17 protein-coding genes are annotated in these 14,647 nt (G+C 61.8%); 4 read left to right on the top strand and 13 right to left on the bottom strand.

The annotated features are described in order from the left end of the window. Nucleotides 1-171 precede the first annotated feature (171 nt). Both CIW50_RS25000 and CIW50_RS24995 read left to right on the top strand, forming a co-directional pair. On the top strand, nucleotides 172-1,317 hold the full coding sequence (locus tag CIW50_RS25000; RefSeq protein ID WP_149533868.1) for a GGDEF domain-containing protein: 1,146 nt from the start codon (nucleotides 172-174) through the stop codon (nucleotides 1,315-1,317). Nucleotides 1,318-1,390: 73 nt separating this feature from the next. Continuing rightward, nucleotides 1,391-1,663, top strand: a complete 273-nt coding sequence (locus CIW50_RS24995; RefSeq protein ID WP_149533867.1) for a hypothetical protein — start codon at nucleotides 1,391-1,393, stop codon at nucleotides 1,661-1,663. A gap of 8 nt (nucleotides 1,664-1,671) precedes the next feature. On the opposite strand, the gene CIW50_RS24990 is transcribed toward CIW50_RS24995, so the two are convergent. The 4 genes from CIW50_RS24990 to argE are packed head-to-tail and all read right to left on the bottom strand — an operon-like array spanning nucleotide 1,672 to nucleotide 4,945. Further along, nucleotides 1,672-2,280 carry a glutathione S-transferase gene (locus CIW50_RS24990; RefSeq protein WP_149533907.1) on the bottom strand — a complete coding sequence of 203 codons (609 nt, stop codon included), beginning with the start codon at nucleotides 2,278-2,280 and terminating at the stop codon, nucleotides 1,672-1,674. Between the two features lie 8 nt (nucleotides 2,281-2,288). Then, entirely contained in the window at nucleotides 2,289-2,714 is a 426-nt protein-coding gene (locus tag CIW50_RS24985) for a GlcG/HbpS family heme-binding protein (RefSeq protein WP_149533866.1), read from the bottom strand. A gap of 48 nt (nucleotides 2,715-2,762) precedes the next feature. Further along, nucleotides 2,763-3,770, bottom strand: a complete 1,008-nt coding sequence (locus tag CIW50_RS24980; RefSeq protein WP_246664453.1) for an NAD(P)H-quinone oxidoreductase — start codon at nucleotides 3,768-3,770, stop codon at nucleotides 2,763-2,765. After that, nucleotides 3,767-4,945, bottom strand: a complete 1,179-nt coding sequence (gene argE, locus CIW50_RS24975) for an acetylornithine deacetylase (protein ID WP_149533865.1) — start codon at nucleotides 4,943-4,945, stop codon at nucleotides 3,767-3,769. The genes CIW50_RS24980 and argE overlap by 4 nt, the downstream gene beginning before the upstream one ends. Before the next feature lie 39 nt (nucleotides 4,946-4,984). Here argE and CIW50_RS24970 point away from each other — a divergent pair, with 39 nt between their 5' ends. Continuing rightward, nucleotides 4,985-5,638: a DUF1028 domain-containing protein gene (locus tag CIW50_RS24970; RefSeq protein WP_149533864.1), complete on the top strand. Its 654-nt coding sequence runs from the start codon at nucleotides 4,985-4,987 to the stop codon at nucleotides 5,636-5,638. An 11-nt stretch (nucleotides 5,639-5,649) separates the two neighbouring features. On the opposite strand, the gene CIW50_RS24965 is transcribed toward CIW50_RS24970, so the two are convergent. The 7 genes from CIW50_RS24965 to CIW50_RS24935 all read right to left on the bottom strand — a co-directional run bounded on the left by CIW50_RS24965 (nucleotide 5,650) and on the right by CIW50_RS24935 (nucleotide 12,122). Continuing rightward, nucleotides 5,650-6,798: an ABC transporter ATP-binding protein gene (locus CIW50_RS24965; RefSeq protein ID WP_246664452.1), complete on the bottom strand. Its 1,149-nt coding sequence runs from the start codon at nucleotides 6,796-6,798 to the stop codon at nucleotides 5,650-5,652. Further along, on the bottom strand, nucleotides 6,782-7,597 hold the full coding sequence (locus tag CIW50_RS24960) for an ABC transporter permease (RefSeq protein WP_149533863.1): 816 nt from the start codon (nucleotides 7,595-7,597) through the stop codon (nucleotides 6,782-6,784). The genes CIW50_RS24965 and CIW50_RS24960 overlap by 17 nt, the downstream gene beginning before the upstream one ends. Then, nucleotides 7,594-8,448, bottom strand: a complete 855-nt coding sequence (locus tag CIW50_RS24955; protein ID WP_149533862.1) for an ABC transporter permease — start codon at nucleotides 8,446-8,448, stop codon at nucleotides 7,594-7,596. Before CIW50_RS24955 ends, CIW50_RS24960 begins: the two co-directional genes overlap by 4 nt. Before the next feature lie 78 nt (nucleotides 8,449-8,526). Beyond that, on the bottom strand, nucleotides 8,527-9,564 hold the full coding sequence (locus CIW50_RS24950) for an ABC transporter substrate-binding protein (protein ID WP_149533861.1): 1,038 nt from the start codon (nucleotides 9,562-9,564) through the stop codon (nucleotides 8,527-8,529). Nucleotides 9,565-9,739: 175 nt separating this feature from the next. Then, nucleotides 9,740-10,150 carry a RidA family protein gene (locus tag CIW50_RS24945; protein WP_149533860.1) on the bottom strand — a complete coding sequence of 137 codons (411 nt, stop codon included), beginning with the start codon at nucleotides 10,148-10,150 and terminating at the stop codon, nucleotides 9,740-9,742. 11 nt (nucleotides 10,151-10,161) lie between these two features. Next, nucleotides 10,162-10,665, bottom strand: a complete 504-nt coding sequence (locus CIW50_RS24940; protein WP_246664451.1) for a flavin reductase family protein — start codon at nucleotides 10,663-10,665, stop codon at nucleotides 10,162-10,164. Then, nucleotides 10,662-12,122: a 4-hydroxyphenylacetate 3-hydroxylase family protein gene (locus CIW50_RS24935; RefSeq protein WP_149533859.1), complete on the bottom strand. Its 1,461-nt coding sequence runs from the start codon at nucleotides 12,120-12,122 to the stop codon at nucleotides 10,662-10,664. The genes CIW50_RS24940 and CIW50_RS24935 overlap by 4 nt, the downstream gene beginning before the upstream one ends. A gap of 91 nt (nucleotides 12,123-12,213) precedes the next feature. Between CIW50_RS24935 and CIW50_RS24930 the strand changes: the two genes are divergently transcribed. Continuing rightward, the gene (locus CIW50_RS24930) at nucleotides 12,214-13,161 is read left to right on the top strand and encodes a LysR family transcriptional regulator (protein WP_149533858.1); all 948 of its coding nucleotides are present in this window, start codon (nucleotides 12,214-12,216) and stop codon (nucleotides 13,159-13,161) included. On the opposite strand, the gene CIW50_RS24925 is transcribed toward CIW50_RS24930, so the two are convergent. Both CIW50_RS24925 and CIW50_RS24920 read right to left on the bottom strand, forming a co-directional pair. Then, nucleotides 13,129-14,058 (bottom strand): 2-hydroxyacid dehydrogenase, encoded by a 930-nt coding sequence (locus tag CIW50_RS24925; RefSeq protein ID WP_149533857.1) that lies wholly within the window; start codon nucleotides 14,056-14,058, stop codon nucleotides 13,129-13,131. The two genes, CIW50_RS24930 and CIW50_RS24925, sit on opposite strands and share 33 nt — an antisense overlap. Further along, the gene (locus CIW50_RS24920) at nucleotides 14,055-14,510 is read right to left on the bottom strand and encodes a type II 3-dehydroquinate dehydratase (protein ID WP_149533856.1); all 456 of its coding nucleotides are present in this window, start codon (nucleotides 14,508-14,510) and stop codon (nucleotides 14,055-14,057) included. The genes CIW50_RS24925 and CIW50_RS24920 overlap by 4 nt, the downstream gene beginning before the upstream one ends. Nucleotides 14,511-14,647 lie beyond the last annotated feature (137 nt).

Raw genomic sequence — 14,647 nt, 5'->3', positions numbered from 1 at the left:
GTTCCGGCACAAATCGTCGTAAGGCATGGGCTTTGCGACTTCCGGATATCCCACCGCATGAGGCCTCGTAACGCTTTACTGACCATACAAAACGGGTGGCTCCGGCCCCGATCGGTGGTAAGTGGGTGCTGCTTATTGCGCATCGAATAAATTGCACCACGTTCGGATATCATGTTGCTAGATCAGTCCTCCATCTTCGCAGCGATCGGACTCTCAAGCGCCGCGCTCGCACTCACATTACTCGCAACCTGGCTCGTCGCGCGATCCGAGACCTATCTGCTGACATGGTCGATAGGTCTCGCGACCACGGTCGTTGCCGTCGTGATCTATGCAGGCTTCGATCAGTATGATTCGAGACTGCAGCTCGCCGCATTCATATTGCTGCTTACGGGCTTCGGGCTGATCTATGCGGGCACCACGCAATTCTGCTCGAACCAGGCCTATTGGATCCGCGCTGCCCTCGTCACCACCGCGGGAATCGTTCCGACGGTGATTAGCTTTGCGCTTGGCTATACCGGCACCGGCACAATGGCGGCGAATTTCGGTACCGGCCTTCTGGTTGCTCTCTCGGCTGCGCAGTACTGGCGCGCGCGCGCCGAAGCCCCATTCCTGATGGTCGCAAATGCGTTGCTCTATTTCGTCACGGCGGCGTCGTTCGCCGCTTGCGGCGCCGAACTCTGGCGTACCGGGCAATTCGTGCTGACCGATCGACCGATGAATTGGGCAGAACAGTTCAATTCACTGATGGTGATCGTAGGCCTGACCGGGATCGGCGCGTTGTCGCTGACAATCAACCAGATCCGGACGTCGAACCGGCATAAATCCGATGCAATGACCGACCCCTTGACGGGCCTGCTCAATCGGCGCGCACTGTTTGGCAAAACCGCAACGGAGACACCGTCCAACACTGCAATTCTGGTGATGGATCTCGATCACTTCAAAACGATCAATGATCAATTCGGTCACGCCGCCGGCGACCGCGTGCTGCGGGCCTTTGCCGAGGTCATCTTCTCGAACATTCGCGCCGAAGATGTTGCCGCGCGACTGGGCGGTGAGGAATTCTGCATCGTCCTGTCCGCGTCGAGCCCAAAAGCGGCAGCCGGGGTCGCCGAGCGTATTCGATCGACGCTGGAAGCCCAGATCTTCCCGACCTCCGCCGGCGTTATCCACGCCACGGTCAGCGTGGGGATCGCGATCCGGTCCTCTGAACCTGAAACGCTGCAGGTCTTGCTCGGCCGGGCTGATGCTGCGCTCTACCAGGCCAAGGCCGCGGGTCGGAATCGTGTGCAGATTTCCGATTTTCATCTGGCCGCCTGAGCGGCGCGGCGCTCGGTTCCACGAAAAATTAAGCACTGGCTGGCAGGTTAAAGCTTTTCGGCAGAATGCCCCGATGCCCGGTCAAAAATCCATCGCCTTGGAGACGCTCAATCTGCTGCGCGCCTCAGAACCTCGTCCCAACGACAGCCACCTCAAGGCGGCGTCGATAGTCGCTTTTCCGCTCGGCCCCATCGAGGTCGAACAGATCACGCCCCGGTTTTTCGCCTCCTTCGCCATCGAGAGCCTGTTGCGCTCGATCTGCTATCGCGAAGACCAATGGTTGATCGAAGCCCGACATACCCATGCCATGCGGATGACGCTGAACTGGGTCGAGGCCGAAAGCTGACGACAGAATTATCCCTCAGTCGGAAACGTATCCCGCATTGACGGCCGCTGTGACGTGATTGCGAACCAGTCGGCCAGCGCCGGTCGTGACGTGCGCCAGTCGTAGGACGCAAAACGGAAATCCAGATAGCCGAGCGCACAGGCTATGGTGAGGCTGCCTATGTTGATGCGTGCGCCGAACACGGCAACGGTCTTGTTCATCTCATCCAGCGCGGCGGCGATCTTGGTCATCTGACCATCGATCCACTCCGCCGATCTGATCTCGTCGCTCCGGCACGTATTCTCGTAACGCGTGAGCAGCGCAGCATCGAGCAGGCCATCGCCGAGCGCCTGCTCGGTGAGCACCTTCCAACGCTCAGGCCCGCGCGGAAACAGCGCGCCGTGTCCGAGGTCGTCGAGATATTCGCAAATCACCCGGCTGTCGAACAGCAGCGTGCCGTCGGCAAGCCGGGCGGCCGGCACCTTGGCCAGCGGATTGAAACCCGCGATCCGCACATCGCGCTTTAACGGATGCGCGGCACTGGGCAGCTTCGCGATACGGTCGGCGATCCCGAGTTCGATCGCACAGGCCATGACCTTGCGGACATAAGGCGATGTCGGCGCATAGAAAAGTTCGATCTTATCGGTCATGGCTTCTGATCCTCCGCGTCGATCGCCGCCAGTGCGGCTCGCGCGACTTCGACGTCCTGCGCGCCGGTGCCCGACCCGACGCCGACCGCACCGACGCACTGGCCTGCAATCACGATCGGCAGTCCGCCTTCGAGATTGGTGAGCCGACCGCCGCCCGCTATGGCAAGTTTGATCTCGTCGGCGGGATTGAGCCGCGATGTCGGCTGCCGATGCGACGCAGCGGTGATGGCCTTCGACATCGAGGTTTCCCGCGACAGCAGTTTGGCGTCGTCCATTCGGACGAATGCCAGTAGATTGCCGCCGTCGTCGACGATGGTGATGTTCTGCGGCACGCCGAGCGCTTCCGCCTTGGCGACGGCACCAGCCAGCGCCTTGAGTGCGCCCTGGTGTGTCAGTTTGAGAGAGGCTTTAGTGGTTGCCATGGGACTGCTCCAGCATTGTTCGATACCTGCATTGAACGTCGCCGCCCATCAAGAGGCGGCGGTTGGCAACAGCAGCACCTTGCCGATGTTTTCATTGGCTTCCAGAATGCGGTGAGCTTGCACAGCATCCCCGAGAGGCAACTGACGCCAGATCAGCGGCCTCACCTCGCCAGATGCCACCAGCGGCAGCACCTCGGCGCGGAGCGCGGCAGCGATTGCGGTCTTCTCCTCGTCGGACTTCGGCCGCAGCGTCGACGACGTCAGATACAATCCCTTCCGCATCACCAGCCCGAGATCGATCGGCACGACGCCGCCTTCCATGAAGGACAGGCTGACATGCCGTCCGCCCGGCGCGAGGGCATCGAGATTGCGCGCCACATAGGAACCACCGACGATATCGAGCACGATATCGACGCCGCGCCCGCTTGTGGCGTCGCGCGCAGCGACAACGAAGTCGTCGGTACGATAATTGATGGCGATGGCGCCAAGCGCTTCCACCGCCTTCTTCTTGGTATCGCTACCGACCGTTGCGATGGCCGTCGCGCCACGAGCGATGGCCATGCGGATCGCGATGGTGCCGATACCACTGGCACCGCCATGCACCAGCACCGTCTCACCCTTCGACAACCGGCCGCGTTCGAACAGATTGTGCCAGACGGTGAAGAGCGCTTCGGGCAATGCCGCCGCCTGCTCCATCGTCAGGCCATCCGGCACGGCGAGGCAATGCGTCGCCCTGGCGATGCAATAGCGCGCGTAGCCGCCGCCCTTGACGAGCGCCATCACCGCCTGCCCCTGCAGTGCGGCGTCGCCACCGACCACGCGGCCGGCAACCTCAAGCCCCAGCACATCGGTGACCCCGGCCGGCAACAGCACCGCGCCACTTCGCTGCATCAGGTCCGGGCGATTGACGCCGGCGGCCGCGACTTCGATCAGGACCTCGCCCGGGCCTGGCACCGGCAGCGGCCGCTCGACCTGCGCCAGGACATCGGGACCGCCGGCCTGTGTTGCGATGATCGCCTGCATTGTCGTCATGATCGTCGACACTTCGTTCTTCATGATACGCGTATCCAGTCTTCACTCGGCCGACGCAGCAAAGCCGCCAGCCTGTCCATCATCGCGTTCGCAGCCGCGAGTTCGTCGAAACCGATCCATTCATCGGGTTTGTGCCCGCGCGCCATATCGCCGGGTCCACAGACCAGCGTCGGAATCCCCGCCTCTGCGTAGAGACCGGCCTCGGTACCGAAGGCGACTGTGGTTGCGGGTTGCGTATCGCCTGCCATTCCTGCGACCAGACGCGTCATGGAGGCATCGGCAGCAGTATCGAGCCCGGGATAGGCCGACAGTTCCTCGGAGACGATGTCAGCCTCCGGCGCATTGGCGCGGAGCCGATCGCGCTCTCGCGCAACCAACTCGTCGATCCGCGCGAGAATTTCGCCCGCGTCACGGCCGGGCATGGTACGGATTTCGTATTCCAGCAAAGCCCGTTCCGGCACGAGATTGACCATGCTGCCGCCATGCAGCGAGCCGACGTGAATGGTCGTATATGGTGGATCGAACGCCGCATCGCCGCCACGCGCGACTTCTTCATCAGCGAAGCCACGGAGCGCATGCGCGATCGCAACGCCCGCATCGACCGCATTGGCCGCACGATGCGGCATCGCCGAATGACCGCCGCGGCCTGTTACTGTCAGGCGGCGCGCGACCTTGCCCTTGTGCGCGCGAACGACGCGCATCGTGGTGGGTTCGCCTATGATGGCGAGTGCCGGTGGTGCAACAGATTGCATGAGCGCACGCACCAGATCGGGCGCGCCGCGGCATCCCACTTCCTCATCATAGGAAAACGCGAGATGCACGGGCGCAGCTGTCGCGGTTTCCTTCAGACGCGGTACGCTTGCGAGAACGACGGCGAGGAAACCCTTCATGTCGGTCGCACCGCGACCATAGATGCGCTCGTCACGGATGACGCCAGCGAATGGCGGCACGGCCCACGCTTGCCCCTCCACCGGCACCACATCCGTATGCGCCGACAGGACCACACCGGGACGATCCACAGGACCGATGGTCGCGAGCAGCGAGGCCTTGCAGCCATCAGGCGACGGCACGCGGCGCGAAGACACGCCCGACGACGCAAGTATCCGCTCGATATACTCGATGATATCGAGATTCGAATTCGTGCTTATACTTTCAATACTGATCAGATCGCAAAGTATTTGAGCTATTCGATCGATCATCTATACTCCAAATATTCTTACGATTGCGGGAGCATCACGATGACCTATTCCATCTCGGCGCGTTGTCCGGAGACCGGCGCGTTCGGCATTGCCATTACGTCGTCGAGCATTGCCGTGCCGGCGCGTTGCGCCTGGGTGGGACCTCTGGGTTTGGTGGTGTCGCAGAATGTCACCGATCCCGCACTCGGCCCGACTGGTCTCGCACTGCTGCGTCAGGGCCTCGGTGCCGGCGCAGTGCTCGGCAACCTGACGCAAGGCACGCCGCAGCCTGCCTGGCGGCAAGTCGGTGTCATCGATCGCTATGGCCAAGTGGCCTGGCATTCCGGCGCACAGGCCTTGCCGATCGTCGGCATTGCGCAAGGCGCCGGCTGCCTCGCGCTCGGCAATCTGCTGGTCGATGAGAAAGTCCCGAGCGTGATGGTCGCGCGATTCGAAGCGACGGCAGAACAACCGCTGGCGGAGCGATTGCTGTCGGCGCTGGAAGCCGGCCTTGATGCGGGCGGCGAGACCGACGACGAGCACGCGGCCGGGCTGCATGTCGCCCACATGTTCGATTGGCCGGTGGTCGACCTGCGTGTCGACTGGCACGAGGCACCGATCGGCGAATTGCGTGCGCTGTGGGAGCGCTACCGGCCGCAGCAGAAGGACTATGTCGCGCGCGCGATGAATCCGGGCGCCGCGCCGTCCTTCTAGACGCGAGCGCCTCACGCCGTCTCCCCCGGGGGAAATGCCACGATATCGTCGGAGCCGATGGTCAATCCGATCTCGGCTCCGACCGGACTGGCCGCCAGCGCCGCGATGCCAGGCGACCGCACGAGAACGCGCTCATGCCCACTACCGGGAGCTTCGATATAGAGATCGACATGGCCGCCCTGAAACACCTGCGTCGTCACAGTACCGGGCAGCGATCCCGAAGCGCCGCGCGCCGTGACGGCGAGATGCTCCGGCCGCACGAAGACATCCAGGGCATCGCCGATCGAGAGCGCGGCAATCGGTGCCGCAGGAACTTCGGCGCTGATGTCGCCGACCGAGACCACCGCGACATCGCCGCGCTTCTCGACAAGACGCCCATTGAGGATGTTGGCGTCGCCGACAAAGGACGCGACGAAGCGATCCGCCGGACGGCGATAGATATCGTCGGGCGCCGCGATCTGGCGAATGCGCCCGGCCGACATCACGGCGATGCGATCCGACATCGACAGCGCCTCGCCCTGATCATGCGTCACGAAGATCGTGGTGACGCCGAGCTCGCGCTGGATCTGCTTGAGCTCGACCTGCATCGAGCCGCGGAGATTCTTGTCGAGCGCGGAGAACGGCTCGTCGAGCAGCAGCACCTTCGGCTTGATCACCAGGGCCCGCGCAAGCGCGACGCGCTGCTGCTGGCCGCCGGAAAGTTGTTTGGGCTTGCGATCGGCAAAACCTGTGAGCTTGACAAGCGCCAGCGCTTCATCGACGCGGCGCGCGATCTCCCTCTTCTCGACGCCGCGGGTCTTCAGTCCGTAAGCGACGTTCTTGGCGACGCTCATATGCGGGAACAGCGCGTAGTTCTGGAACACGATGCCGATCTCACGCATATGCGCGGGCGTCTCCGTGACCAGATCGCCGTCGATGAAGATCTCGCCATTGTCGGCTTCGAGGAATCCGGCAACCAGATTGAGCAGCGTCGTCTTTCCGCAGCCGGACGGGCCCAGCAAGGTCATGAACTCGCTCGGCTGGATCTTCAGCCAGGCTTCATGCAGCGCCATGGAATCGCCGAAGCGCTTGGTGACGCCGTCGAGCTGCACCGCCGGACGGATCTTGTCGCTCGTCGCGGATGGCGTGGGTGCCGTCATTGGATCAGTGCGCATCAACATTCAGGATTTTCCCGAGGCCCAGGAAGGAATTGGCGATCGTGAGCAAGGTTGCGGTCACGACGATGTAGATGACCGACAGCGCGGCCAATGTGGGATCCGCGAATTCGCGGACATAATTATACATGGCGACCGGCAGCGTCTGCGTCGCCTGGCTGCTCACGAACAGTGTCGCCGTGAATTCGTTGAAGGACAGAATCGCGGCGAACAGCCAGCCGCTGAGCAAGCCCGGAATCAGCAGCGGAATCGTCACGGTAAACAGGATCCGCAGCGGCGTAGCACCGAGACTGGACGCGGCCAGCTCCAGGCGCGTGTCGAGATTTTCCAGCGAAATGTAAGTGCTGCGCATCACGAAGGGCAGCACCATCACCACATGGGCGAAGATCACGAGCGGAAAGCCGCGTTCGATCCCCGTCTGCGAGGCAAGGATGAGAATGCCAAGGCCGACGGTGTAATGCGGGATGACGAGTGGCGACAGCAGAATGCCTTCGAGAAAATCCCTGAGTGCGAATTTGTAGCGATGAATGGCAAAGGCAAAGGCCGATCCCACGACGACCGCGATGCTGGATGCCCAGACCGTCACGGTCAGGCCGTTCCAGAACCCCTTCGCAAAATCGGCATAGGAGAAAGCGCGGTAGAACCAGCGCAGCGACCAGGACTGCGGCGGGAATTGAAGGATCGCACGATCGTTGAAAGCCGAAATTGCCACCACGACGCCAGGCAACAGCACGAATAGGAGAATGGCGGCAACGAGGACGCGGCCCGACCAACGCAGCGCAAGGGTTACAGGTGAGCGTTTCATGTCGTGCCCGCCATGCGTTCAAGCGGGCTCGCGGCTTTCTTCAGCAGCGCGATCACGGCCAGCGACAATGCGAGGCCGATGATGGAGAGACTGGCGGCGAAGGGGAAATTGAACGACGAGAAGCCGAGCTGATAGATCAGCGTCGACACGGTGGCGACACGGCCGCCGCCGATCAGCTGCGGCGTTGCAAACGCGCTGAAGGTCCAGGCGAAGGCGGTCGAGAAGCCGGCGACGATGCCGGGCATCGAGAGCGGCAGCGTGATGGTCATGAAGATGCGGATCGGACCTGCGCCGAGACTTTCGGCCGCCTTCTCGTAATTGCGATCGATATGCGACAACGCAGCGGCCAGCATGATGACCATGATCGGCATGGTCACATGCACCAAGGCCGCAATCACGCCGCCCGAGGTAAACATCATCCGCAACGGACGCTCCACCAGGCCGAGCTTGAGCAGCAGCGTGTTCAGGAAGCCGTTATTGCCAAGCACGATCATCCAGGAATAGGTCCGCACCACCTCGCCGAGAAACAGCGGCGTGACCGACACGATCAGGATGAAGGAGCGCAGCGCGGTACTGTTGGTGCGCGTCAACGCAAAGGCCAGCGGATAGGCGAGAAGCAGCGTGAACACCGCCGTCTCGAAACAGATCAGCACCGTGTTCCAGAATGCCAGGGCGTAAAGCGGCCGCAGCATGGCTTCGAAATTCGCCCAGGTGAATCCGCCGACTTCGAGCGTTCCGGGAATATAGGCCCGCACGCTGTACTGAAAGACAGCCAGCATCGCCGCGATCAGGCCCACAGCGACGAGGCCGGCCGGCGAAACGAACCATCCCAGAAATGGACGTGTGTTCATGGACAAACTCAAGGTGGGCGAACGTGACGTCAGGGACCGCGATCCGGCGGAAGCAGCCGGATCGCGACCCGAGCTCTTTTACGGAGCCATGATGTTTTCGGTGAACCACTTGCGCCAGGTACCGGTCTTCTCGGCACGCAGCTTGGCATCGATCACCAGCGTCTGCTTCGCCCACTGATCCGCGGTCGTGAACACGCCCGGCAGTGCTGCGATCTCAGGCTTGACCTTGGCGTTGTCCACCACCGGGCTGCCCTTCTTCAGTTCGGCGATCTTCGCCTGCACTTCGGGATCGAGCGCGGTGTTGATGAACTTGTAGGCCAGCTCCGCCTTGGTCGAGCCCTTGGTGATGCCCATGGTGTCGACGCCGAGCACGGCGCCTTCCTTCGGAATCGCCAGCTTGATCGGCACGCCCTGGGCCTGCATGTAATAGGCATTCATCGACAGCACGACCTGCACTGGCGTCTCACCCGTGGCGAACAGCTGCTGGCTGTTGGCGTCGTTGGTGTAGAACGCCTTATAGTTCGGCTTCAGCGCTTTCATCTTGGCTTCGCCGACTTCCCAGTTCGATGCATCGCCGCCAGAGAGCTTGGCTGCGACTACCATCACATGGCTCGGATCGAAATCGGGCGACGAGATCATGCCCTTGAGCGCCGGATTCCACAGACCTTCCCAACTCTCGAAGCTGACGCCTTTCGGCAGTTGATCGGGCAGATAGCCGATGGTGTAGACATAGGCCCATGCGCCGATGTGATACGGGCTGATCTTGGCCTGTTCGACCAGATGGCTGGCGTTCGGGATCTTCGCCATGTCCAGCTTCTCGAACAGACTGTCGTTGGCATAGAGCCAGCCGACATGGGCCGTCGTGAAGGTGACGTCGCTCTCCGGCTTGGTAGCCGCGAGCTTGGCCTGGTTGAGACGGTCGATGGTGCCGCCGGTGATGTATTCGACCTTCACGCCAGTGTCGGCGGTGAACTTCTTGGCGATCGCTTCATCAATCAGATCGCGGAAACTTCCACCCCAGGTGCTGACGACAAGCTTCTCCTGGGCGGATGCCTGCCCGCCAATCGCGAGCGTCGACAGCAACATCAATGCAGTAAACTTCAAGGCGCGCTTCATCTCGAATCCTCACAAGAATTATGACCCAGAAAGAAAAGCAAACATCGTGCCAGACGATTGATAAACCTCAAGAATTCCCGTCGAACGGACGCGAGCAACCACACTCACCGATCATGCGAAAGATGCAGCCGCAAACGTCCGATAGATCTCTGCAGTGCCGGCGAAGGACGCGTCGTTACGCCGGAATTTCCGCGATGATGTCGATTTCCATTAGGTATTCAGGTTTGGCGAGGCCCTGGACGATGATCCCCGTCGAAACCGGATAAACGCCCTTCAGCCACTTGCCGACAACCCGATAGACAGGTTCGCGATAGGCGCGGTCGGTGATGTAGATGACGATCTTCACCACGTCCTGCAGGCACGAACCTGCCTCTTCTAAGAGCACCTTGGCGCAAGCCATGGCATTTTCGGTCTGCGCAGCGGCATCCCCGATACCGACAATCTTGCCGTCGAGATCCATCGCCGTCTGGCCGCGCACATAAACGGTGTTGTTGGCGCGCACCACCATGCAGACGTCGTTGTCGAGCGACTGCTCGGGATAGGCCTCTTTGGTATTGAACTTGCGAAAACGCTGATGGGTGGTCATGGAGCAAATCCTCAGGCGGCGAGACGACGGAATGTGCGATCGGAGAAGATCAGGGGCAGCGCAGCTTGGTTGCGAACATTCAGCACCTCACCTGCGACGATGCGATGCGAGCCGAAATCGAACACGCTGGCGACGCGGCAATCGAAATTGCATAGCGCACCATCGAGCGCCGGCGCGCCGGTGAGCAATTCCGACCAGTCACCAGCGAGAAAGCGGTTGTCGCGCAGCTCGGGGATCAACCCGGCAAAGCTGCTGGCAACGCGCTCCTGAGCATCGGACAGAACGTTGGCGACGAACGCGCCATTGGCGAGCAGCTTTTCGAGCCCGCGATTGTCGCGGTGAACGCTGAACACCACCGACGGCGGTTCCATCGACAGCGAGCACAGCGACGACACCGTGACGCCTGCACGTCCGGCTTCGCCATCCGTGGTCACCACCGCCACACCCGAAGCCGTCATCCGCATGGCGTCGCGGAAGATATCGACCTCGACCGGCGGATGCGCTGCTATGCTCACGACTTCGCTCCATCGATGCGATCTGACAGACCGGCCGACTTCTTGACGAAGTCCAGCGGCCCCGCGAAGTCGAAGCTGTTATAGACGGCCGCCAGATGATTGAAGTGCGGCGCCTGCGCGAACTGCACGAAGGTCAGGCGATGACCGGCATAATCTGAATTCAACAGATCGCGCGCAAAGGCGAGCAGCTTGCGGCGATCGTCCGCCTGCCACTGGTCATTGAGCGAATAGAACTTGTTCAGCCACTTTCCGCTGCCTTCGGCCTCGAATGCATCGGCATTCGGGGTGATGCAGATCTGGCCGCCGCACAGTTCGCGGGCGATATGCATCATCGCCGGCAACTGCGAACAGGCGAACACGCGGCCGGCATAGAGCATCGACTGCTGCGGCATCAGAAGGCCACCTGGGCTTTTCTCCGCCATGGCAATCGACGCAGTGAGATGCGCGTTGATACCTTCGCGATAACAGACGAGATCCGCAAGCTTCTCGCGAACCGACTGCAACTTGTCCAGGCCGGTCTGCTTGGCGTTCCACATGGCCGCACCGATCATCATGTCGGCAGTGTAAAGGAGACGCAGCACGTAGGGGAATGCCGAGTAGCGATGCAGCGTCGAACGCACGAACTGCGCAGCGCGTGTATGGCGATAGAAGAACACGTCTTCCCACGGGATCAACACGTCGTCGAACACTACCAGCGCCTCGACCTCATCGAAGCGATTGGCGAGCGGATAGTCCTTGGCGTTGGCGCTGCTGCGATTGGCGAAGCCACCACGGCAGATATGTTTCACGCCCGGCGCGCCCATCTTGACGATGCAGCCCACCGCGTAATCGGACAGCTTCTCATTGGCCCAGGCGCCGACAGTCGGCTTCAGATAGGCCTGATCGGCATAGGCCGCGGCGGTCTCATACTTCGCACCGCGAATGATAATGCCGGCATCGGTCTCGCGGGTGACGTGGACCATCAGGTCCGGATCCTGCTGCTGCGGCGGCAGCGAGCGGTCGCCCTTCGGATCGGTATTGGCCGAGACGTGAAAAATGTCCTTCTCGATCACGGCCTGGATATGCCGGTCGATATTGGCGGCGAAGCGCGGATCGATCTCGGCGAGCACATCGCGGCCGTCGGTCAGCGACCACATCTCGCCGATGGTCTCGTCGCCGACGCGGGTCACGACGCCACCGATGTCCTTCATCACGTGATCGACGGCCTTGATCTTGTCGTGCCAGTCCTTCTGTTCCGTCGGCGGCTTGTAGAAGACCGAATGTGTCTCGTTGTCTTCAACGTAAGTGAGGTCGGCGGCGTAACGCTCTTCACGCGCCATGTCATACATGCGGGCCTTGACGTCGATGATCGGCTTCAGCGCCGGATGCGTGGTCACGTCCTTGACGCGCTCGCCATCGATCCAGACCTCGCGGCCATCGCGAATGCCCTGTTTGTATTCTTCACCCGTGCGGATCATTGATCGGCTCCTGTTCGACTGGACGACAGGGTGCCGAAGGGCCTATCATAAGGAAAATATTTTTATCTTTGGAGATGCATAGGAAAACACGATGAGGTTCTCGCTTCGTGCCCTGCGTTATGTGGTTGAGACGGCCGATGCAGGCAGCGTGACGGAGGCCGCCAAGCGTCTCAACGTGTCGCAGCCCTCGATCTCCGCCGCGCTCAGTCAGTTGGAGGCAGAACTCGGCGTCCAGATCTTCATTCGCCATCTCGCCAAGGGCGTGACGCTCTCCCCGGCCGGCCAGCGGCTGGTGAATGATGCGCGGCTACTGCTCGCCCACGCACGCGATTTTGCCCAGAGCGCCCAGTCACTTGGTAGCACACTGCACGGCGAGATCGTGGTCGGCAGCTTTTCGACCCTCGCCACACGCTTCATGCCGGGGCTGCTGTCCGGCTTTCGCGCGCGTCAGCGGGGCATCTCGGTGAAACTGGAAGAAGGCGACCAGCAGGAGATCATCGACGGGCTGGTTTCCGGCCGCACCGAACTCGCGCTGTCCTACTCCTTTGCCGTGCCTGACGAGATCGTAGGAGAGAAGCTTTGCGAGCTGCCGCCCTTCATCGTGCTGTCGGCCGATCATCCTCTAGCAAGCCGGACGTCGATCAGCCTGACTGAGATGCGCGACGAGCCGTTCATCCTGCTGGATCTGCCGCATTCGCGCGACTACTTCGCCAGCCTGTTCACGGCGTCCGGCATCGAACCACGCATCTCGTTCCGGACCCGCTCCTTCGAACTGATCCGCGGGCTGATCGGGAATGGCCAGGGATATTCGATCCACAATGCCGTGCCGCGCACCACCATCGGCTATGACGGCAGCCGCGTCGCCGTGGTGCCCATCACCGAAAAGCTTCCAGCTACGCATGTGATGGCGCTGCGTCTGAAGCGCCATGCGCCGCGACCGGCGGTACAGACATTCGCCGACTACGCGCGCGACGCCTTTGCCGTCGGCGGCCAGTTCGCACCGGGCTCAATAGCCCCGGCGCGGATCGACGCGGCTTAACAGCTCCTGTCCGGCACGCAGCCGGTGCACATTCTCGCCGATCTGCCGCGCAGCCGAGCCCGGCAGCGCCACCGATGCGAGATGCGGCGTGATCAGCACATTGTCCATCGCCCAGAGCGGACTCTCCGGCGACAGTGGCTCGGAGGCAAACACATCCAGCGTGGCCTCCGCGATATGCCCGGAGCGCAGCGCCTCGATCAAGGCCGGCTCATCAACGATGCTGCCGCGCGAAACATTGATGAAGACCGCGCCACGCTTCATCTGTGCCAGGCGCTCGGCATTCAGCAGCCCGCTTGTTTGGGGGGTCTGAGGCAACATGCAGACGAGAATGTCACTATCGCCCAGGATATCCGGCAACGCGGCCAGACTAGCCGATGTCTCGATGCCCTCCACCGACTTCAGCGTGTTGGACCAGCCGCGCACGCGATAGCCTTGCCGGGCGCATTCGAGCGCCGCCGTCAGTCCGAGTTCACCAAGGCCCAGAATGCCGACGGTGATGGTCTCGGGATCGCGCGGATGAATATAGTGCCAGCGGCGCTCGCGCTGGGCGCGCTCGAAAGCTGGAATGTCGCGCGCATGGCGCATCACCGCGAACAGCACATAGCCGGCCATCATCCGCGCCATCTTCGGATCGGACAGGCGTGTGATCGGAACCTGCGGCAGGTCGTCACGCCCGACCAGCGCGTCGACGCCGGCGCCGAGATTGACGACGAGACCAAGATTTGGATAGCGCGCGAAAAAGCCATGCGGCGGCTTCCACACCAGCGCGTGCCGTACACGCGTGGGGTCGGCGATATCGTCGGCCTGGCGAAGATCGATTCCTTCGGCCGCCAGCACCGCACGCCACGTCTCGAAGTCATCTAAGGCGCTATAGAACGCCATCACCTCCGAAGTCATTGTGCGGTCTTTTCGGCGATCAGACGCGATACCGCCGTGAGCCCCAGCTCATAGCCGAGCGCGCCGAGCCCGGCGATCACGCCTGTCGCTGCGCGCGAGACATAGGAGTGATGACGGAATGGTTCGCGCTTCCAGATATTGCTCATATGCGCCTCGATGATCGGGCCCTCGAAAGCGAGCAACGCATCGAGGATCGGCACCGACGAGTAAGTGAGGCCCGCGGCATTGATGACGATCCCCTCGGCCTTCTCCCTCGCCTCCTGAATCCAGTCGACCAGAACACCTTCATGATTGGACTGACGGAAGTCGACCGTCAGGCCAAGCGATGCTGCATGGTCTTCACAGCGCTTCTTGATCGAGACGAAACTCTCGCGGCCATAGGTACCGCTTTTGTCCAGCCCATAAAGATTGGCATTGGGACCATTGAGAAAATAGACAACTGGAGACGTCATGGCCGCGCTTTCATGTGTCTGGAGGGCAGTCGGGTAGTTCTTGAGAGGCAAGACCGAACCGGGAGAAAATACCAATGAACGACTGACCTCGGATGATCCCAGATGCTCAACCCTTAGCCAACAGGGCGCATGCAGCT

The organism is Tardiphaga sp. P9-11 (genome assembly GCF_008329525.1).
In the GTDB taxonomy this organism is placed as follows: domain Bacteria; phylum Pseudomonadota; class Alphaproteobacteria; order Rhizobiales; family Xanthobacteraceae; genus Tardiphaga.
Note: the sequence above shows the minus strand (reverse complement) of the source record. Positions and strands in the feature narration are given on the sequence as shown.

Bases quoted from the DNA above. Each gene is read 5' to 3' on its own strand.
- CIW50_RS24920 (WP_149533856.1), bottom strand. From the start codon at position 14,510: ATGACGTCTCCAGTTGTCTATTTTCTCAATGGTCCCAATGCCAATCTT.
- CIW50_RS24930 (WP_149533858.1), top strand. From the start codon at position 12,214: ATGAGGTTCTCGCTTCGTGCCCTGCGTTATGTGGTTGAGACGGCCGAT.
- CIW50_RS24935 (WP_149533859.1), bottom strand. From the start codon at position 12,122: ATGATCCGCACGGGTGAAGAATACAAACAGGGCATTCGCGATGGCCGC.
- CIW50_RS24925 (WP_149533857.1), bottom strand. From the start codon at position 14,058: ATGACTTCGGAGGTGATGGCGTTCTATAGCGCCTTAGATGACTTCGAG.
- CIW50_RS24970 (WP_149533864.1), top strand. From the start codon at position 4,985: ATGACCTATTCCATCTCGGCGCGTTGTCCGGAGACCGGCGCGTTCGGC.
- CIW50_RS24985 (WP_149533866.1), bottom strand. From the start codon at position 2,714: ATGGCAACCACTAAAGCCTCTCTCAAACTGACACACCAGGGCGCACTC.
- CIW50_RS24950 (WP_149533861.1), bottom strand. From the start codon at position 9,564: ATGAAGCGCGCCTTGAAGTTTACTGCATTGATGTTGCTGTCGACGCTC.
- CIW50_RS24945 (WP_149533860.1), bottom strand. From the start codon at position 10,150: ATGACCACCCATCAGCGTTTTCGCAAGTTCAATACCAAAGAGGCCTAT.
- CIW50_RS24955 (WP_149533862.1), bottom strand. From the start codon at position 8,448: ATGAACACACGTCCATTTCTGGGATGGTTCGTTTCGCCGGCCGGCCTC.
- argE (WP_149533865.1), bottom strand. From the start codon at position 4,945: ATGATCGATCGAATAGCTCAAATACTTTGCGATCTGATCAGTATTGAA.
- CIW50_RS25000 (WP_149533868.1), top strand. From the start codon at position 172: ATGTTGCTAGATCAGTCCTCCATCTTCGCAGCGATCGGACTCTCAAGC.
- CIW50_RS24960 (WP_149533863.1), bottom strand. From the start codon at position 7,597: ATGAAACGCTCACCTGTAACCCTTGCGCTGCGTTGGTCGGGCCGCGTC.
- CIW50_RS24965 (WP_246664452.1), bottom strand. From the start codon at position 6,798: ATGTTGATGCGCACTGATCCAATGACGGCACCCACGCCATCCGCGACG.
- CIW50_RS24980 (WP_246664453.1), bottom strand. From the start codon at position 3,770: ATGAAGAACGAAGTGTCGACGATCATGACGACAATGCAGGCGATCATC.
- CIW50_RS24995 (WP_149533867.1), top strand. From the start codon at position 1,391: ATGCCCGGTCAAAAATCCATCGCCTTGGAGACGCTCAATCTGCTGCGC.